The following is a 16,974-nucleotide window of genomic DNA, read 5'->3' on the forward strand; positions in this document are numbered from 1 at the left end:
TCAGTAAAGTAGTGTTATCACAGACAAGGAGAAGACGCCATGAGTGTAGTAACCCAATTTACCCCCGCCACCTCCGCCGAGGCTATCCGCTGGTTTCGCCATAAGCTGCATCTCGAGACCGACTGCGCCGATGTGCACAGCGCCCAGCGTGCCGGCGAGGTCGACTTTGTCCTGCTGCACGTGGTCGGCAGCGAGGAGGCCTTCGCCAGGCGTCACCTGCCCGGCGCGCTGCATCTTCCGCACAGCCAGATCAGCGCCGAGAGAATGGCGGCCTGGCCGGCGGAAACCCTGTTTGTGGTCTATTGCGCCGGGCCGCACTGCAACGGTGCCGACGTTGCCGCGCTGAAGCTGGCCGAACTGGGGCGGCCGGTGAAAATGATGCTCGGCGGGATCACCGGCTGGGAAGATGAGGGTTATGCGTTTGTCGCCGGTAAGTGAATATTTTTCATGTACCATGAAATATTCTCGTTTGCGGCCCGTCGATCTGCATGCCAGTATCTGGACATATAGCCATCCAGATGTCTAAAAATTCAAATAATGAACTATCACGGTGGGCAACTAACGCGCCCACCGCTAAGGAGACAGCATGCAACGTCAACAGGCCCCGTTCCGCGCAGACATCGTCGGCAGTTTTTTGCGTCCGGACAGTATCAAACAGGCGCGTCAGCAGCTGGCGGAGGGGCTTATCGACGCCGGTCAGCTGCGCGAAATTGAGAATAACGCGATCCGTCATCTGGTCCAGCAGCAGTGCGACTGCGGCCTGCACGTGGTCACCGACGGCGAGTTTCGTCGCGCATGGTGGCATTTCGATTTCTTCGACGGCCTGCAGGGCGTTGAGCGTTACGATGCCGAGCAGGGGATCCAGTTCAACGGCGTGCAGACCAAAGCCCACGGCGTGCGCGTTACCGGCAAGCTGGCGTTCGGCGACCATCCGATGCTGGAGGATTTCCGCTATCTGAAAAGCATCAGCGGCGACGCGCAGCCGAAGATGACCATTCCCAGCCCGAGCGTGCTGCACTTCCGCGGCGGTCGGAAAGATATTGATGCCACCGTTTACCCGGATCTCAGCGACTACTTCGACGACCTGGCCACCACCTGGCGCGACGCGATCCGCGCCTTTTATGACGCCGGCTGTCGCTATCTGCAGCTGGACGATACCGTCTGGGCCTATCTGTGCTCCGATGCCCAGCGTCAGCAGGTGCGCGAGCGCGGCGACGATCCGGATGCGCTGGCGCGCATTTATGCCCGGGTGCTGAACCAGGCGCTGGAGGGCAAACCGGCCGATCTGACGGTGGGCCTCCACGTCTGCCGGGGTAATTTCCGCTCAACCTGGATCTCGGAGGGCGGTTACGAGCCGGTGGCCGAGGTGCTGTTTGGCGGCGTCAATGTCGATGCCTTCTTCCTCGAATATGACAACGACCGCTCCGGGGATTTCGCGCCGCTGCGCTTTATTCGTCCCGGCCATCAGCAGGTGGTCCTCGGGTTGATCACCACCAAAAACGGCGAGCTGGAGAACCCGCAGGGGGTCAAAGCGCGTCTCGCCGAGGCGGCGCAGTATGTTCCGCTTGAGCAGATCTGCCTGAGTCCGCAGTGCGGTTTCGCCTCCACGGAAGAGGGTAACGCCCTCAGCGAAGACCAGCAGTGGCAAAAAGTTCGTCTGGTGACCGCCATCGCCGCCGACGTCTGGTAATGCCTTTCTTAGCGCAGCGTTGCACCGTGATGAGGCAACGCTGCCATCTCCTTCCTCTCCGCTCTCCGCCAGCGCCGCATCCCGCTGTTCTCACAACCTGGCACCGTTTTTGCCTTATCACCTCTGGTTAGCTGTTAATTCTTTATTTTTGCGCTACTCAGGAGTGAATCATGCAACGAAGAACGTTATTAAAAGCTTTTGCACTCTCCGCCTCTGTAATGGCTATGGGTCTCTCATTCCAGGCCTATGCCGCCGACACCATTAAAGTCGGGATTATGCATTCGCTCTCCGGGACGATGGCGATTTCCGAAACGCCGCTGAAGGACGTCGCCCTGATGGCCATCGACGACATCAACGCCAAAGGCGGGGTGCTGGGCAAGAAGCTGGAGCCGGTAGTGGTCGACCCGGCCTCCAACTGGCCGCTGTTCGCCGAGAAGGCGCGCCAGCTGCTGGCCCAGGACAAGGTGGCGGTGGTGTTCGGCTGCTGGACCTCGGTCTCGCGTAAATCGGTGCTACCGGTGTTTGAGGAGCTGAACGGCCTGCTGTTCTACCCGGTACAGTACGAAGGGGAAGAGATGTCCCCCAACGTCTTCTATACCGGCGCGGCGCCTAACCAGCAGGCCATCCCGGCGGTGGAATACCTGCTGAGCGAGGACGGCGGCGGCGCCAAACGCTTCTTCCTGCTGGGAACCGACTACGTCTATCCGCGCACCACCAACAAGATCCTTCGCGCCTTCCTGCATGCCAAAGGGATCCAGGACAAAGATATCGAAGAAGTCTACACCCCGTTCGGCTATAGCGATTACCAGACCATCGTCGCCAATATCAAAAAATTCTCCGCCGGCGGCAAAACGGCGGTGGTCTCCACCATCAACGGCGATTCCAACGTGCCTTTCTACAAAGAGCTGGCTAACCAGGGTCTGAAAGCGACCGACGTGCCGGTGGTGGCCTTCTCGGTGGGGGAAGAGGAGCTGCGCGGCATCGATACCAAACCGCTGGTCGGCAACCTCGCGGCATGGAATTACTTTGAGTCGGTCGATAACCCGACCAATAAAGCCTTTGTCGCCGACTATCGCGCTTACGCCAAAGCGCACAAGCTGCCGAATGCCGATACGGTGGTGACCAACGACCCGATGGAGGCGACCTGGGTGGGTCTGCATATGTGGGCGCAGGCGGTGACCAAAGCCGGCACCACCGACGTGGACAAAGTGCGCGACGCCATGGCCGGGCAAACCTTTAAAGCGCCGTCCGGTTTTACCCTGACGATGGATGCCACCAACCACCATCTGCACAAGCCGGTGATGATCGGTGAAATCGAAGGCAACGGCCAGTTCAATGTGGTCTGGCAGACCGATGAGCCCGTCCGCGCGCAGCCGTGGAGCCCGTGGATCCCCGGTAATGATAAGAAACCTGACCATCCGGTGAAAACCGTCAGCCAGTAAGCGCCAGGGCCGACGGGGCGGGAGCGTCGATCCCGTCGGCCGCTGACCAGAGGAGAACGACATGAACGCATTGCGTCTCATGAGTGTGTTGGCGCTGCTGCTGAGCTTGCTGCCATGGCGGGCGCAGGCCGCGGAGGCGGATGATTTCGTCGCCGCCAGCCGCAGCCAGCAGGCGCAGCTGTTGACCCAGTGGGCGGCAGCGCCGCAGGCGGATCGCCTGCCGTTGCTGCGGGCGTTAACCAGCGAAAGCCTGGTAATGGACGACGGAAAACATGCCTTCCGCGTCCGACAGGGCGGCTTACAACCGCTGGGCGCCGCCGCCGCGCCGCAGGGCGACACCCGGCCGGTCCGTCTGACCAACCGCCTGCGCAATCTGGCTGCCGGCGCGCTGGCCAGCCATCTTATTTTAAGTGACAACGTCACAGATCGAGCGTCCGCGGCGCGCACCCTACAGCGGGAAGCGACCCCGGCCATGGCCGCTCTGCTGCAGCAGCGGCTGAAGGCGGAGAGCGATGATAATGTGCGGGGCCTGCTGGAGGTGGCGCTGGCGCGCCTGCAGTTGACTCAGCCTGAGGCCAGCGCGCGGCTGTCCGCCGTGACGCTGCTCGGCCATTCCGCGGACCCGGAAACCCAGGCGCTGCTGATCCCCTTTACCGATGCCCAGCATGAGCCGGATGCGGCGGTGCGCGAGGCGGCCAGCGACAGCCTGCAAAAGATCAAACATCGTCTGCTGCTCGGCGATCTGCTGGGCCAGGCCTTTATGGGGCTGTCGCTGGGCTCGGTGCTGCTGCTGGCCGCGCTGGGGCTGGCGATCACCTACGGCCTGCTGGGGGTGATTAACATGGCCCATGGCGAGATGCTGATGATCGGCGCCTACAGCTGCTGGCTGGTACAGCAGGTCCTGGCGCAGCTCGCGCCGCAGTGGCTGGCCTTTTATCCGCTGGTCGCGCTGCCAGTGGCCTTCCTGGTCACCGCCGGGATCGGCATGGCGCTCGAGCGCACCATTATTCGTCATCTGTATGGTCGGCCGCTGGAGACGCTACTCGCCACCTGGGGGATCAGCCTGATGCTTATTCAGCTGGTGCGGATGCTGTTCGGCGCGCAGAACGTGGAGGTGGCGAACCCCGCCTGGCTCTCCGGCGGCGTGCAGGTCCTGCCGAACCTGATCCTGCCGTGGAACCGGCTGGCGGTGCTGGCGTTCGTCCTGCTGGTGCTGTGCTTCACCTGGCTCATCCTGAACCGCACCCGCCTCGGAATGAACGTCCGCGCCGTGACGCAGAACCGGGCGATGGCCGCCTGCTGCGGCGTGCCTACCGGGCGGGTGGATATGCTGGCCTTTGGTCTCGGCTCCGGTATTGCCGGGCTGGGCGGCGTGGCGCTGTCGCAGCTTGGCAACGTCGGCCCGGAGCTGGGTCAGGGCTATATCATCGACTCGTTCCTGGTGGTGGTCCTGGGCGGCGTCGGTCAGCTGGCCGGCAGCGTGGCGGCAGCCTTTGGGCTGGGCATTTTCAACAAAATTCTCGAACCCCAAATGGGCGCGGTGCTGGGCAAGATCCTGATCCTGGTGATGATTATTCTGTTTATTCAGAAACGCCCGCAGGGTCTGTTCGCGCTGAAAGGGAGGGTTATTGACTGATGAGCCAACCCATTACCTTAACGCTGGCGCAGCGCGCGCCGCGGCCTCTGCGCTGGCTGGGGATCCTGCTGGTGCTGGGGCTGCTGAGCATGCCATTCCTGGCGCTGCTGCCGGCCTCCCATCCGCTGGCGGTGCCGAGCTGGCTGCTGACCCTGAGCGGTAAAATCCTCTGCTACGCCATCGTGGCGGTGGCGCTGGATCTGGTCTGGGGCTACGCGGGTATGCTATCCCTTGGCCACGGGATTTTCTTTGCCCTCGGCGGGTACGCCATGGGCATGTACCTGATGCGCCAGGCGGCGGGGGACGGTCTGCCAGCGTTCATGTCTTTTCTCTCCTGGAACGAGCTGCCCTGGTTCTGGTGGGGCACGCAGCATTTCGCCTGGGCGATGGCGCTGGTGGTGCTGGTTCCCGGCCTGCTGGCGCTGGTTTTCGGCTGGTTCGCCTTCCGCTCGAAGATCAAAGGGGTCTATTTCTCGATCATGACCCAGGCCTTGACCTATGCCGGTATGCTGCTGTTCTTTCGCAACGAGACCGGGTTTGGCGGTAACAACGGCTTCACCGGATTTACCACGCTGCTGGGCTTTCCGGTCACCGCCACCGGCACCCGGGCGGCGCTGTTTATGGCCACGGTCCTGCTGCTGTTGCTGACCCTGTGGCTGGGCTCGGCGCTGGCGCAGAGTAAGTTTGGCCGCATCCTCACCGCGGTGCGGGATGCCGAGAACCGCCTGATGTTCTGCGGGTATGACCCGCGCGGCTTCAAGCTGCTGGTGTGGACGCTGTCGGCGGTGCTCTGCGGCCTGGCGGGGGCGTTATACGTCCCGCAGGTGGGGATCATCAACCCCAGCGAAATGTCGCCGACCAACTCCATCGAGGCCGCCATCTGGGTGGCGCTCGGCGGGCGCGGCACCCTGATCGGCCCGGTGCTTGGCGCCGGGCTGGTCAATGGCGCGAAAAGCATTTTCACCGTGGCGATGCCGGAGTACTGGCAGCTGTTTCTTGGCCTCATGTTCATCATCGTGACCCTGTTTTTACCCCGCGGGGTGATGGGTCTGCTGCGTCGAGGAGACCGCTAATGCAACCGGATGAAGGACTGTTTACCCGCCAGCTGCCCGGAGATCGCTTCCGTGCGCAAACCGACCCGGTACTGCAGCTGGAGAACATTAACGTCAGCTTTGACGGTTTCCGGGCGCTGACGGATCTGTCGCTGGCGATAGGCGTCGGCGAGTTGCGCTGCGTGATCGGCCCCAACGGCGCGGGCAAGACCACCCTGATGGACGTGATCACCGGCAAAACCCGGCCGCAGAGCGGCAAAGCGATCTATGACCAGTCGGTTGATCTGACCACTCTCGACCCGGTGGCCATCGCCCGCCAGGGTATCGGGCGCAAGTTTCAAAAGCCGACGGTCTTCGAAGCGCTGACGGTGGCGGAAAATCTCGCCCTGGCGATGAAGGGCGATAAATCGGTGTGGGCCAGCCTGCGCGCCCGGCTGAGCAGCGAACAGGACGATCGGCTGAATGAGGTGCTGCGCCTGCTGCGCCTCGACGGCGAACGCTACCGCCAGGCGGGTCTGCTGTCCCATGGCCAGAAACAGTTTCTTGAGATCGGCATGCTGCTGGTGCAGGAGCCGCATCTGCTGCTGCTTGATGAGCCAGCGGCCGGCATGACCGATGCGGAAACCGAATATACCGCGGAGCTGTTTCGCACGCTGGCCGGACAGCACTCCCTGATGGTGGTGGAGCACGACATGGGGTTTGTCGAGACCATCGCCGACCGGGTGACGGTCCTGCATCAGGGTCAGGTGCTGGCGGAGGGGTCGCTGCGGGAGGTGCAGGCCAATGAGCAGGTCATTGAAGTTTATCTGGGACGTTAAGGAGCGCCAATGTTACAGGTGAGTCAGTTACATCAGTACTACGGCGGGAGCCACATCTTGCGCGGGGTGGATTTTACCGCCCGTCAGGGCGAGGTCACCTGCCTGCTGGGGCGCAACGGCGTCGGTAAGACCACCCTGCTGAAATGTCTGATGGGGCTTATTCCGGCGCGCAGCGGCGAGGTGCGCTGGCAGGATCAGAACATCACCCACCGTAAACCGCACCAGCGGGTGCAGGCCGGGGTGGCCTACGTCCCCCAGGGACGCGAGATTTTTCCCCGCCTGACGGTGGAAGAAAACCTGCTGATGGGGCTGTCGCGCTTTCCCGCCCGCGAGGCGCAGCAGGTGCCGGAGGAGATTTACCAGCTTTTCCCGGTGCTCAAGACCATGAGGCAGCGGCGGGGCGGTGACTTATCCGGCGGTCAGCAGCAGCAGCTGGCGATCGGCCGCGCGCTGGCCAGCCGTCCGCAGCTGCTGATCCTCGATGAGCCCACCGAGGGGATCCAGCCCTCGGTCATCAAAGAGATTGGCGAGGTGATCCGTCAGCTGGCGAGCCGCGGGGATATGGCCATTCTGCTGGTGGAGCAATTCTATGACTTTGCCGCCGGGCTGGCGGACCACTACCTGGTGATGTCGCGCGGCGCCATCGTCCAGCAGGGAAAGGGCGGAGATATGGAAACCGACGGCGTGCGCGCCCTGGTGACTATCTGATCGGGCCGGCGGCGCGCGCCGCCGGTTTCCATGCTATTTACGCAGCAGCCGCTGCAGGCGCGCCTGGCGCCAGTTTTTGATCCATTCGCCAAAGACGAACAGACGTAATCCTCTCACCACCAGCAGAGCGCCCCAGATCAGAGCGACCCAGCCGGACCAGTAGTACTGCGGGTTCGTGTACCGGTTGAGCACCGCCAGCAGCACGCAGACCACCAGCGCCACCGACAGCGAACGAAAAAAGCGGCTTTCCTGCTGCACCCGCGCTTTCGCTTCCTCAATACGCAGATCCAGCGAAGCTTGCGGACCCGGCGCGCCCTCCCGCGAGGCTTCGCCGCCGATCTCGGCCACCGTCACCTCAAAGACCGCGGCGAGGGCGCTGAGGGTTTCCAGCCCCGGGCGTTCGCCATTCTCAATGCGCTGGATCGTGCGGACGCTGAGCCCCGCCATTTCGGCCAGCTGTTCCTGGGACCAGGCGCGCTGCAGCCGTAATTGTTTGACCTGATTGATGCTGTTCATATTCATATGCTCCATGACGTTCTGCGGATGTAAACCTGTGATGGAGTATGGAAAAGCGGGCCGCCAGCCACCACGACAGCGACCCGACAACGGCCCGACAGTAACCTGACAGCCGCATGTCAGCTGGCGTCAGGCCCTGGCCAGCGGAGAATCCGGCTGCCAGGGACGGGCATTCATCCCCCGGAAAATCATCAGCCAGGCGGCGACAATAGCCACGATAAGAATGACAAACAGCGACCAGTGCGGCAGATGGGTGAGGATCAACCCGGTGAACATCGGGTTGAAGGCCGCGCCCAGCCATCCCAGCGACTGAGCGGAGAAGTAGCTGGCCTTCATTCCCGGCGGGGCGATATGGTCAATCAGCATATACTCGCCGGGGGCATAAATCACCTCGCCAAGGGTGAAGATCGCCGCCGAGATCCCCCACGCCCACAGGCTGGCGCCGGAGAACATAAAGCCCACGAGGCCGATCACAAAGCAGACGGTACCGAAGGTCATCAGCGGGCGGATATTTCTCGCGCTCAGCCGCCGGCCAACGGCGTACTGCAGGGCGACGACCACCGCGGCGTTAACCGGCAGCACCACGGCCACGACTTTCTCGGCGAAGTCGCTGCTGGCGACCACCAGCACGTACTGCGAGATACAGGAGGCGAAGGCGCCGCCGACGAAGGAGGCCAGCAGCCCGGAACAGGTAAACCACAGCAGCGCGCGGTCTCGCAGCAGCACCGAAGGCGTCCAGGCGGCAGCTCCCGGCTGGGCGGCGGCGGCCCCATCCCGCTGGAGAAACAGCTGAATAAACACCAGCGGGAAGGCGGCGCAGGCCGCCGCCAGCCAGAAGGGCAGATTAATGCTGTGCATCACCAGCAGCGTGCCGATAGGCGGCCCGACGGTCCAACCGATGTTGAGGATGGTGTAGTTCAGCGAGAAGATGCGCGCTTTTTTCTCCGCCGTCAGCCGGTCGGCGAACCAGGCTTTCAGCACGGTGGAAAAGACCGAATAGGCGCAGTTGATCAGCGCAAAGAAGATCACCACCAGGGTCGCGTTATTGACCAGCGGTATCGCGCTGAAACCGAGGATAAATACCAGCACTGACCACACCATATAGCGCTTTTTGTCGAACTTGTCCGCGAGGATGCCAAAGCCCATGCTGAACAGCACGCCGACCACCAGGGCCAGCGACAGGGCGTAGCCAATCACATCCACCTCCAGCTGATAGCGTCGGGTGAGGTAGATGGTCATAAACGGCAGTGTGGCCCCGCGGCCGATAGTCAACAGTAACGACGATGCCAGCAGCGCGATGGTGGAGCGCCGGAGTGTGGTGATCATGATTTCCTTGCCTGTCATGATGTTATAATTTTATGTCTTCGATCACAAATAACACGGTCATCACGCCTTGTACAGGTCGCCCCGGTCGCGATCGGCACTTCTGAACCTGCCAAAAATAATGATCTATCCTGGCGGCCGCTTTTTCGCTACTTTGATTTTGTTCACAAAAATTCTAATAACGACAGAGGCAGGGGTATGACGAGGAAAGATGGACTGCTGGCGCTGCTGGTAGTGGTGGTGTGGGGGCTTAACTTCGTGGTGATTAAGCTGGGATTGCACAATATGCCGCCGCTGATGCTGGCGGGCCTGCGCTTTATGCTGGTGGCCTTCCCGGCGCTGCTGTTTGTCGCCCGGCCAGCCATTCCGTTGCGCCTGCTGTTGGGCTATGGCCTGACCATTAGCTTTGGCCAGTTTGCCTTTCTGTTCTGCGCTATCGGCCTGGGCATGCCGGCGGGGCTGGCGTCGCTGGTTCTGCAGGCGCAAGCCTTCTTTACCATCATCCTCGGCGCCTTCGTCTTTGGCGAACGCCTGCAGGGCAAGCAGCTGGCGGGGATCGCTCTGGCGATCTTCGGCGTGCTGGTGCTGGTGGAGGGGAGCCTCGGAGGGGAACATGTCCCGCTGGTGGGCTTTATGCTCACCCTGGCGGCGGCGCTCAGCTGGGCCTGCGGCAATATTTTCAACAAAAAAATCATGTCCCAGGCGACCCGGCCGCCGATCATGTCGCTGGTGGTGTGGAGCGCATTGATCCCGGTGCTGCCGTTTATGCTCGCCTCGTGGCTGATCGATGGCCCGCAGCTGATGCTGGCGAGTCTGCGCCAGATCGATGTGCTGACGGTTCTCTCGCTGCTTTACCTGGCGTTTATCGCCACTATTGTCGGCTACGGTATCTGGGGCTCGCTGCTGGGGCGGTATGAAACCTGGCGGGTGGCGCCGCTGTCGCTGCTGGTGCCGGTGGTGGGGATGGCCAGCGCCGCGCTGCTGCTGGGAGAGACGCTGAGCGGGCTGCAGCTCGCCGGGGCGGCGCTGATCATGGCCGGGCTCTATATCAACGTTTTCGGTCTGCGTCTGGTGCGGCCGGGCATGGCGCGCGGGTAAAAAAAAGCCCCGGAGACGGGGCTATACACAAGTATGCGTGTAATGGCATCACAGGTCGTGCTGCTGGTAGTACGGCACGCCAAGTTCGTCAGATTTATCATTGCCGGCCGCCATATGATTGAAATCAAACGGCGAGTCGTTATGTTCCGAAGGGAGAATCATTGTGTCACGCTGGTTTTGCCGCACCGGCGTGGTGGTTTGCTCCGCATAGCTGAAGCTGGATGCCAGCGACAGAACGACGATGGCTGCGGCAGCGAATAGTTTCATGATTTCCTCAATACGTCTTTAATAATGCAGGCGATTAACAACAGTTATTTAGCGGATGCAGATAGCGGGATTCGCCAGGTACATTCGTTATGCGATATTTGTGGGGCGGAACATCGAAATAGTTTTTAAACGTTCGCGTCAGGGTCTGCTGCGATTCGAAACCGTAGCGTTCCGCCAGGTACAGGATTGGCTCATTGCTCTGCTTGAGCTTTTGCGCAATCTCCGTCAGCTTACGGCTTCGGATGTACTGGCCGAGGGAATGGCCGGTCTCTTTCTTAAACATACGTTGCAGGTGCCACTTGGAGTAACCTGAGCGCTCAGACACTTTTTCCAGCGACAGGGGCGATTCCAGGTTATCCTCGATCCACGACAAAATACTATGGATAGTGATGGCGTCATTATTACGTCTGGACATCATCTTACCTCTTCTTATTTTTACGGCAGGACCTTCTTGAGGAGTTGCTCAAGCATGGCGACTTCGTCCGCCGACAGATTTTTTGTTAACTCCTGGTGTAACTTCTGACCCACAACCTGATGACACTGCTCGCAAAGGGCTGCGCCGTCTGGCGTCAACTGCACCAGCACGCCACGCTTGTCAGCGGGGTTGGGTAACCGTTCAATCCAGCCTTTACACGCCAGGCGGTCGAGCATACGCGTCATCGCGCCCGGGTCGACGGAAAGCACGGTTTTCAGCTCAACGGGGGTAATACATACCTCGCAACGAATGGAACAGAGCACCCGGAACTGGGTCGCGGTAATATCCATGGGTGAGAGGTAGTCGTTGAGCAGGCGATCTTTTTTCTGGTTAACCATCTGGATCAAGCGGCCCAGCGGGATCATCTCGTTGAACAGGTCGCTGGTACTTTTCATGATGGTTGCCCAGGCAATGATTTAGTTGCGAGTGATACTATTGCCCAGGCAATCATAAGTCAACATTATGAATTGGCCGATGCCACGATTTGCTAAAACAAGAAAATTCGACACGGGTCACTGTTTGTGAATTTTCTAACGCTTGTTAATTTTTGGCGAAGGTGATTTATCAGCAGGCTGGCGTTGGAATTGTTGAAGACGGTATACTCACGGCGTGAAACCATCCTTAAAAAATGAATATTTACGGGACTTTTTTTAACTATGTTTGATTTGTTTAAAGCGATAGGGCTCGGCCTGGCGGTGCTGTTACCGCTGGCGAATCCGCTGACTACCGTGGCGCTGTTCCTTGGCCTGGCGGGCAATATGAACAACGCCGAGCGGAACAAACAGGCGTTGATGGCTTCGGTGTATGTCTTCGCCATCCTGATGGTGTCGTGGTATGCCGGCCAGGTGGTGATGAATACATTCGGCATATCAATACCTGGGCTGCGTATCGCCGGGGGGTTGATTGTGGCCTTTATCGGTTTCCGCATGCTGTTCCCCCAGCAAAAAGCCCACGATTCGATGGAAGCGAAGATCAAATCGGAAGAGCTACAGGATGAGCCAACCGCCAATATCGCCTTTGTGCCGCTGGCCATGCCAAGCACCGCCGGTCCGGGCACCATCGCGATGATCATCAGTTCCGCCTCAACCGTGAAGCACGGCGTGGACTTCCCGGAGTGGGTGGTGCTGGCGGCGCCGCCGATTATCTTTGCCCTGTTGGCGATCATTCTCTGGGGTTGCCTGCGCAGTTCGGGGGCGATTATGCGTCTGGTAGGCAAAGGCGGCATTGAGGCCATTTCGCGGCTGATGGGCTTCCTGCTGGTCTGCATGGGCGTGCAGTTCATTATTAACGGCGTGCTGGAGATCATTTCGACCTGGCATCCCTGACCGCGGTGATGCGCAGAGAGACAAAAGCCCGCCGGAGCGATACCGACGGGCTTTTTTTTGCGGCTCAATCAAGAGTGGTGCGGCTGGTGCTCTTCCAGCGATACCGGCCAGCGACGGAAGATCAGCAGGGCCCAGATCAGGCCTGCCAGCGCCGGGATGGCGCCGATGTAGCCGATGGAGGCCATAGAGAGGTGCAGACTCACCTGGCTGCCTACCAGCGCGCCGGCGCCAATGCCGATGTTAAAGATGCCCGAGAACAGCGACATGGCGACGTCGGTGGCGTCCGGGGCGGAGGCCAGCACTTTCACCTGCATGCCGAGACCGATAATCATGATCGCCACCCCCCAGAAGATGCTGAGCAGCATCAGGTGGTGCGGGTTATGCGAGGCCGGCAAAAGCAGCAGCAGACAGGCCAGCAGCAGGCCGATGGCGAGGCTTATCAGCCCCGAAGCGTGCTGATTACCGAGCTTGCCGAACAGAATGCTGCCGATAATCCCGGCCCCGCCGAGGATCAGCAGCAGTACGGTGGCAAAATTGCCGCTCAGACCCGCCACCGTCTGGACGAAGGGTTCGATATAGCTGTAGGCGGTATAATGGGCGGTCACCACCACCACGGTCAGAATGTACACGCTGACCAGCGCCGGGCGACGGAACAGCACCGGCAGGCTTTTCAGCGAGCCTGAGTGTTCGCTCGGCAGCGTCGGCAGCAGTTTCACCAGGCAGGCCAGAGTGGCTAAGGCGCCGAGGCCGATCGCCAGGAAGGTCATCCGCCAGCCAAAATACTGGCCGATGATGCGGCCGATCGGAATGCCAAACACCATCGCCAGCGCGGTACCGGTGGCGATCAGGCTCAGCGCCTGCGCCCGTTTGCCCGGAGGCGCCATGCGGATGGCCAGCGCCGACGTTATCGACCAGAACACCGCATGGGCGAAGGCGATGCCGATGCGGCTGATGACCAGCACGTCAAAATTCCATGCAAAGAACGACAGCACATGGCTGGCGATAAACAGAATAAACAGGCCGATGAGCAACCGCCGACGCTCCACTTTGCTGGTCAGCAGCATAAACGGCAGCGACATTAACGCCACCACCCATGCGTAGATGGTCAGCATCATGCCCACCTGGGCGGTTTCCATGCCGAAGCTGTCGGCAATATCCGACAGCAGACCGACCGGGGCAAATTCTGTGGTGTTAAAAATAAACGCGGCGATGGCCAACGTCACGACACGTAGCCACGCTACCTTGCGTGAGACCGTATTCGTAGTCATAAGCTCTGGACTGGTGATTCAGGGGAAGATGTGACGCTGATCTTAAAACGTTTGCTGGCGAAAAGACAATCATTTTGTGATCTGCATCTCATTTCACTGCAAGCGGCCAGGTACGGTTAAGCAATTAATTTTGCTATGGATAGTGTCAGGGGGGCGCTTTTATGTCATGTTGAAGGAAAGTAAAAAAAGTAAGGACAGTGTATGCAGGAAATACAATTTTATCTGGTCGATGCCTTCAGCGATAAAAACTTCGGCGGCAATGCCGCGGCCGTTTGCCCCCTCAGCGAGTGGTTAGCCGACGATGTGCTGCTGAAAATGGCCCAACAGCATAACCAGTCCGAAACGGCGTTCTTCGTCCGCACCGACGAAGGCTATGAGCTGCGCTGGTTTACCACCCTTGGCGAGATCAACCTCTGCGGCCACGCCACCCTGGCGACGGCGCACGTTATTTTTGAATATCTCGACCATCCCTCGGCGACGATTACCTTTAGCACCCGTTTTGTCGGCGACCTGCGGGTGACCCGCAGCGGCGACTGGCTGACGCTCGACTTCCCGGCGTGGACGACCACCCCGGTGGCCAATCCGCCGGCGGACCTGCTGGCCGGGCTGGGCCTCGAAGCGGCCGTCGAGGTACGGGAAGGGCGCGATTATCTGGTGCTGCTGGCGGATCGCCGGCAGGTTGAAGCGGTGCAACCGGACATGGCGCGCCTGCAGACGCTCGGTAAAATGATCTGCGTGAGCGCGCCGGATGAGGAATATGACTTTGTCAGCCGCTTCTTCTGCCCGGGAGAAGGGGTGCCGGAGGATCCGGTGACCGGCTCCGCCCACAGCATGCTGATCCCCTGGTGGGGCGACAAGCTGGGGAAAACCACCATGATGGCGCGCCAGGTCTCCGCCCGCGGCGGGGATCTGCGCTGCCAGTGGCAGGGCGACCGGGTGCTGATCGGCGGCCAGGCCACCACCTATCTGCGCGGGACTGTCTATTTACGTTAATCCTCACCGCCGCGTCGTTCCGTTGTCCGGGGACGGCGCGGCGTGCGTCATCAGGCAAGGGAGGCGCCACCGCACATCACCAGCTCCTGTCCGGTCATCGCCGATGCGCCCTCACTCAATAACCAGCTTATCAGCGAGACCACCTCCTGCGGGGTAATGAGCCGCCCCAGCGGCGGCAGCCGCGGCGGAGAGCTTTCCCTGCCAGGCTGATGGAGCATCGGCGTATCGGTTGCCCCGGGCGCCACCACGTTGACCGTCACCCCTGCGGGCGCCAGCTCTGCCGCCCAGCTTCTGGCAAGGGCGACCAGCGCCGCTTTGGTGGCCGTATACTGGGAACGACCCGCTGCGCCTCGTGATGTTCGGCTTCCCAGCAGAACAACCCTCCCGCCCGGCTCCATGGCCGGGGCGAAGTGATTGACCAGCGTTTGGGCCGCGTCGACATGTAAACGCCACAGCGACTCGCCGCGCAGTGGATCAAGATTGCCCAGGGGCGCGGCGGTCATCGAACCCGCGGCGTGGATGATGGCCTGAGGAGGCTCAATCTGTTCCAGCGCCGCCAGCAGCGCGCTGCGTTGGCTGACATCGACCTCCAGATGGCGAAAGTTCGGCTGTGAGAAGGGCGGCAGCGAACGGCTCATGCCGACCACCTGCCAGCCGTCCTCCAGCAATTGCCTCACCACCGCGGCGCCGATCCCGGAGCTGGCCCCGGTGACTATGGCCCGCTTCATTGCGCCTCCAGCATCGCTGCCGGTATCTTGAATACCGCCTTTCTGACCGGCGCTGGCGTCGAAACCGCACACAGCGCCTGGTGCGGTTCGCCGGGGTAAAAGACCGCGAAGTCACCGGGACGCAGCAGAATAGAGACACTCTCCGGGGCCGGCTGACAGAGATAGAGGTCGGGCTTAAGCTCATTATCCTGCGGGCGCATCACGGCAGCCATGCCCGCCTGGATCCGCTCTTCGCCGGCCAGGATGACCTGAATATCCGCCCACTGGCGATGATATTCCGTATGCCGCTCGGCCGCAGGCTGGGTTTGCGCCACGCCGAGGGTGCAGAACCACGGCGCGCCGTCGGGCTGGAAGCGGCCATCCTCTCTGGCGCTCAGGGCGGCCAGCGAACAGGCCTCGCTGCTCAAAAGCTGCTTTAACGCCGGCGGCAGACCAGCCTGGTGCAGCGCCTGCAGGGTACCGATAATCATGCGCTTTCTCCTTTCACCCACTGTGGCGAAACGCGAACATACTTGATCGCCTGACGGTACCAGGTGTAGGCGATATGCAAATTACCGTCTGCTCCCTGTTTGATGCTGGGGTAGGAGAACTCCCGGTTCAGCTTCTGCTCCGAATTATTGGTCATGCAGTAGCCGTCGCCCTCGTCAAGATTACGCAGCCACGGCCAGCTTTTGCCGCCGTCAGGCGAGATCGCCACCGTCATCGGCGCGCGGGGCGCGCCCCAGAAGGCGCTTTTTCCGGTTGTTTCCGGCTCCTTACGGCCATCGTCATCCGCAATTTCATCGTACAGTGAGGCTCGGCGTTCGGTGGCCCCGGCGGCGCTCATATTATTAAACACCAGCGCCAGTTCGCCATTGTCGAGAGTCGTCGCCTGAATGGACGAGTTGTTGTTCGGCAGCGTCGTTGGCACCGGCGCAGACCAGCTTTCACCCTGGTCGCTGGAGCGGCTGAACCAGATGTGATCCGCCCAGCGACTGCGAAAGAAGGCCGCCAGTCCGCCGTCGGGATGCGCGGTGATGCTCATATGGACGCAGCCAAGACTCTCCGGGACCGCCACGTCGCGCCAGCTTCTGCCGCCGTCGGAGGAGATCTTCACCGCGCTGACGTCATTATTACCCACCCATTTCTCGCCGGGTGCAGTGCGGCAGTAAAACACCGGCAGCAGCCAGCTGCCGTCAGGCATGACGCTAATCGGCTGGCGAATAAAGGTACCGGGCTGATCCAACAGGGTGTCGATGGGTCCCCAGCTTTGCCCGCCGTCGTGTGACTGGCGGTAGCGCACAATGGCGGTATCCTGGTTGCCGGCGAATTGCGCCGTCCATAACAGCCACACTACCTGGTCCGGCGCCTGAAACAGCACCGGATTTTGTTCCGAGCGGTCAGGATCGTCGGAGAGCTTAACCGCTTCGCTCCAGCGATCGCTGCCGGGGGCTAACCGCGAACCCCAGATCGAAATGTCGGCTTTCCCCTCCTGGGAGCCGCCGAACCAGACGCACATCAGGCTGCCATCATCCAGCTGAAGCAGGTTGGCGGCATGATTTTGCGGGCAGGCGTTGGGGAGCATCGCCCATGCGATATGTTCATCTTGCTGGTACTGGCGAATGACGCCGTCGAAAGAAGGAATTGCGGACATGT

At 61.1% G+C, this 16,974-nt stretch carries 19 protein-coding genes; 10 read left to right on the forward strand and 9 right to left on the reverse strand.

Going from position 1 to position 16,974, the window contains the following annotated elements; translation table 11 throughout:
* The first annotated feature begins 39 nt into the window (after positions 1 to 39).
* The 7 genes from ACOI7Z_RS03335 (at position 40) to urtE (ending at position 7,346) form a co-directional block, all read left to right on the forward strand.
* Complete coding sequence (locus tag ACOI7Z_RS03335) at positions 40 to 438, forward strand: rhodanese-like domain-containing protein (RefSeq protein ID WP_017900351.1); 399 nt, start codon at positions 40 to 42, stop codon at positions 436 to 438.
* Positions 439 to 586: 148 nt separating this feature from the next.
* Complete coding sequence (locus ACOI7Z_RS03340) at positions 587 to 1,690, forward strand: cobalamin-independent methionine synthase II family protein (RefSeq protein ID WP_004205982.1); 1,104 nt, start codon at positions 587 to 589, stop codon at positions 1,688 to 1,690.
* Positions 1,691 to 1,860: 170 nt separating this feature from the next.
* Positions 1,861 to 3,132: an urea ABC transporter substrate-binding protein gene (urtA, locus tag ACOI7Z_RS03345; protein ID WP_004205981.1), complete on the forward strand. Its 1,272-nt coding sequence runs from the start codon at positions 1,861 to 1,863 to the stop codon at positions 3,130 to 3,132.
* Positions 3,133 to 3,193: 61 nt separating this feature from the next.
* The gene (gene urtB / locus ACOI7Z_RS03350) at positions 3,194 to 4,768 is read left to right on the forward strand and encodes an urea ABC transporter permease subunit UrtB (RefSeq protein WP_065882352.1); all 1,575 of its coding nucleotides are present in this window, start codon (positions 3,194 to 3,196) and stop codon (positions 4,766 to 4,768) included.
* The gene (gene urtC / locus ACOI7Z_RS03355) at positions 4,768 to 5,841 is read left to right on the forward strand and encodes an urea ABC transporter permease subunit UrtC (RefSeq protein ID WP_044522890.1); all 1,074 of its coding nucleotides are present in this window, start codon (positions 4,768 to 4,770) and stop codon (positions 5,839 to 5,841) included. Before urtB ends, urtC begins: the two co-directional genes overlap by 1 nt.
* Positions 5,841 to 6,638, forward strand: coding sequence for an urea ABC transporter ATP-binding protein UrtD (urtD, locus tag ACOI7Z_RS03360; protein ID WP_023289616.1), 798 nt, complete (start codon positions 5,841 to 5,843; stop codon positions 6,636 to 6,638). The genes urtC and urtD overlap by 1 nt, the downstream gene beginning before the upstream one ends.
* Positions 6,639 to 6,647: 9 nt before the next feature.
* Positions 6,648 to 7,346 carry an urea ABC transporter ATP-binding subunit UrtE gene (urtE, locus tag ACOI7Z_RS03365; protein ID WP_032452769.1) on the forward strand — a complete coding sequence of 233 codons (699 nt, stop codon included), beginning with the start codon at positions 6,648 to 6,650 and terminating at the stop codon, positions 7,344 to 7,346.
* A gap of 33 nt (positions 7,347 to 7,379) precedes the next feature.
* Here the strand turns inward: urtE and ACOI7Z_RS03370 are convergent, their stop codons facing one another.
* Positions 7,380 to 7,862 (reverse strand): helix-turn-helix domain-containing protein, encoded by a 483-nt coding sequence (locus ACOI7Z_RS03370; RefSeq protein ID WP_023289618.1) that lies wholly within the window; start codon positions 7,860 to 7,862, stop codon positions 7,380 to 7,382.
* A gap of 129 nt (positions 7,863 to 7,991) precedes the next feature.
* Entirely contained in the window at positions 7,992 to 9,188 is a 1,197-nt protein-coding gene (gene ydeE / locus ACOI7Z_RS03375) for an efflux MFS transporter YdeE (protein ID WP_137916273.1), read from the reverse strand.
* A gap of 195 nt (positions 9,189 to 9,383) precedes the next feature.
* Between ydeE and eamA the strand changes: the two genes are divergently transcribed.
* Positions 9,384 to 10,283, forward strand: a complete 900-nt coding sequence (gene eamA, locus ACOI7Z_RS03380; protein ID WP_023289620.1) for an O-acetylserine/cysteine exporter — start codon at positions 9,384 to 9,386, stop codon at positions 10,281 to 10,283.
* A 48-nt stretch (positions 10,284 to 10,331) separates the two neighbouring features.
* On the opposite strand, the gene marB is transcribed toward eamA, so the two are convergent.
* Genes marB through marR form a run of 3 tightly spaced genes read right to left on the reverse strand, consistent with a single transcriptional unit; the run spans position 10,332 to position 11,420 of the window.
* Positions 10,332 to 10,550: a multiple antibiotic resistance protein MarB gene (marB, locus tag ACOI7Z_RS03385; protein ID WP_044522908.1), complete on the reverse strand. Its 219-nt coding sequence runs from the start codon at positions 10,548 to 10,550 to the stop codon at positions 10,332 to 10,334.
* Positions 10,551 to 10,584: 34 nt separating this feature from the next.
* Positions 10,585 to 10,965: an MDR efflux pump AcrAB transcriptional activator MarA gene (gene marA / locus ACOI7Z_RS03390; protein WP_004205971.1), complete on the reverse strand. Its 381-nt coding sequence runs from the start codon at positions 10,963 to 10,965 to the stop codon at positions 10,585 to 10,587.
* 20 nt (positions 10,966 to 10,985) lie between these two features.
* On the reverse strand, positions 10,986 to 11,420 hold the full coding sequence (marR, locus tag ACOI7Z_RS03395) for a multiple antibiotic resistance transcriptional regulator MarR (protein WP_004143563.1): 435 nt from the start codon (positions 11,418 to 11,420) through the stop codon (positions 10,986 to 10,988).
* Between the two features lie 261 nt (positions 11,421 to 11,681).
* Between marR and ACOI7Z_RS03400 the strand changes: the two genes are divergently transcribed.
* Entirely contained in the window at positions 11,682 to 12,350 is a 669-nt protein-coding gene (locus tag ACOI7Z_RS03400; protein ID WP_004205969.1) for a MarC family NAAT transporter, read from the forward strand.
* 68 nt (positions 12,351 to 12,418) lie between these two features.
* On the opposite strand, the gene ACOI7Z_RS03405 is transcribed toward ACOI7Z_RS03400, so the two are convergent.
* Complete coding sequence (locus ACOI7Z_RS03405) at positions 12,419 to 13,618, reverse strand: sugar transporter (RefSeq protein ID WP_032452773.1); 1,200 nt, start codon at positions 13,616 to 13,618, stop codon at positions 12,419 to 12,421.
* Between the two features lie 201 nt (positions 13,619 to 13,819).
* Here ACOI7Z_RS03405 and ACOI7Z_RS03410 point away from each other — a divergent pair, with 201 nt between their 5' ends.
* On the forward strand, positions 13,820 to 14,611 hold the full coding sequence (locus tag ACOI7Z_RS03410) for a PhzF family phenazine biosynthesis protein (protein ID WP_023289623.1): 792 nt from the start codon (positions 13,820 to 13,822) through the stop codon (positions 14,609 to 14,611).
* Between the two features lie 50 nt (positions 14,612 to 14,661).
* Here the strand turns inward: ACOI7Z_RS03410 and ACOI7Z_RS03415 are convergent, their stop codons facing one another.
* Genes ACOI7Z_RS03415 through ACOI7Z_RS03425 form a run of 3 tightly spaced genes read right to left on the reverse strand, consistent with a single transcriptional unit; the run spans position 14,662 to position 16,972 of the window.
* Positions 14,662 to 15,339 (reverse strand): SDR family NAD(P)-dependent oxidoreductase, encoded by a 678-nt coding sequence (locus ACOI7Z_RS03415; RefSeq protein ID WP_048297478.1) that lies wholly within the window; start codon positions 15,337 to 15,339, stop codon positions 14,662 to 14,664.
* Complete coding sequence (locus ACOI7Z_RS03420) at positions 15,336 to 15,809, reverse strand: YhcH/YjgK/YiaL family protein (protein WP_048297479.1); 474 nt, start codon at positions 15,807 to 15,809, stop codon at positions 15,336 to 15,338. The genes ACOI7Z_RS03415 and ACOI7Z_RS03420 overlap by 4 nt, the downstream gene beginning before the upstream one ends.
* Positions 15,806 to 16,972, reverse strand: a complete 1,167-nt coding sequence (locus ACOI7Z_RS03425) for a sialidase family protein (RefSeq protein ID WP_137916272.1) — start codon at positions 16,970 to 16,972, stop codon at positions 15,806 to 15,808. The genes ACOI7Z_RS03420 and ACOI7Z_RS03425 overlap by 4 nt, the downstream gene beginning before the upstream one ends.
* Positions 16,973 to 16,974: the final 2 nt, after the last annotated feature.

Source organism: Klebsiella sp. C283, from assembly GCF_048822555.1.
Lineage (GTDB): Bacteria > Pseudomonadota > Gammaproteobacteria > Enterobacterales > Enterobacteriaceae > Klebsiella > Klebsiella quasipneumoniae.

Excerpts from the sequence above, each read along its gene's own strand:
- eamA (WP_023289620.1), top strand. The coding sequence starts at position 9,384 with ATGACGAGGAAAGATGGACTGCTGGCGCTGCTGGTAGTGGTGGTGTGG.
- marA (WP_004205971.1), bottom strand. The coding sequence starts at position 10,965 with ATGTCCAGACGTAATAATGACGCCATCACTATCCATAGTATTTTGTCG.
- ACOI7Z_RS03405 (WP_032452773.1), bottom strand. The coding sequence starts at position 13,618 with ATGACTACGAATACGGTCTCACGCAAGGTAGCGTGGCTACGTGTCGTG.
- marB (WP_044522908.1), bottom strand. The coding sequence starts at position 10,550 with ATGAAACTATTCGCTGCCGCAGCCATCGTCGTTCTGTCGCTGGCATCC.
- ACOI7Z_RS03335 (WP_017900351.1), top strand. The coding sequence starts at position 40 with ATGAGTGTAGTAACCCAATTTACCCCCGCCACCTCCGCCGAGGCTATC.
- ACOI7Z_RS03415 (WP_048297478.1), bottom strand. The coding sequence starts at position 15,339 with ATGAAGCGGGCCATAGTCACCGGGGCCAGCTCCGGGATCGGCGCCGCG.
- ACOI7Z_RS03400 (WP_004205969.1), top strand. The coding sequence starts at position 11,682 with ATGTTTGATTTGTTTAAAGCGATAGGGCTCGGCCTGGCGGTGCTGTTA.
- ACOI7Z_RS03340 (WP_004205982.1), top strand. The coding sequence starts at position 587 with ATGCAACGTCAACAGGCCCCGTTCCGCGCAGACATCGTCGGCAGTTTT.
- ACOI7Z_RS03425 (WP_137916272.1), bottom strand. The coding sequence starts at position 16,972 with ATGTCCGCAATTCCTTCTTTCGACGGCGTCATTCGCCAGTACCAGCAA.
- ACOI7Z_RS03370 (WP_023289618.1), bottom strand. The coding sequence starts at position 7,862 with ATGAACAGCATCAATCAGGTCAAACAATTACGGCTGCAGCGCGCCTGG.
- urtD (WP_023289616.1), top strand. The coding sequence starts at position 5,841 with ATGCAACCGGATGAAGGACTGTTTACCCGCCAGCTGCCCGGAGATCGC.
- urtA (WP_004205981.1), top strand. The coding sequence starts at position 1,861 with ATGCAACGAAGAACGTTATTAAAAGCTTTTGCACTCTCCGCCTCTGTA.
- marR (WP_004143563.1), bottom strand. The coding sequence starts at position 11,420 with ATGAAAAGTACCAGCGACCTGTTCAACGAGATGATCCCGCTGGGCCGC.
- urtE (WP_032452769.1), top strand. The coding sequence starts at position 6,648 with ATGTTACAGGTGAGTCAGTTACATCAGTACTACGGCGGGAGCCACATC.
- ydeE (WP_137916273.1), bottom strand. The coding sequence starts at position 9,188 with ATGATCACCACACTCCGGCGCTCCACCATCGCGCTGCTGGCATCGTCG.
- ACOI7Z_RS03420 (WP_048297479.1), bottom strand. The coding sequence starts at position 15,809 with ATGATTATCGGTACCCTGCAGGCGCTGCACCAGGCTGGTCTGCCGCCG.
- urtC (WP_044522890.1), top strand. The coding sequence starts at position 4,768 with ATGAGCCAACCCATTACCTTAACGCTGGCGCAGCGCGCGCCGCGGCCT.
- urtB (WP_065882352.1), top strand. The coding sequence starts at position 3,194 with ATGAACGCATTGCGTCTCATGAGTGTGTTGGCGCTGCTGCTGAGCTTG.
- ACOI7Z_RS03410 (WP_023289623.1), top strand. The coding sequence starts at position 13,820 with ATGCAGGAAATACAATTTTATCTGGTCGATGCCTTCAGCGATAAAAAC.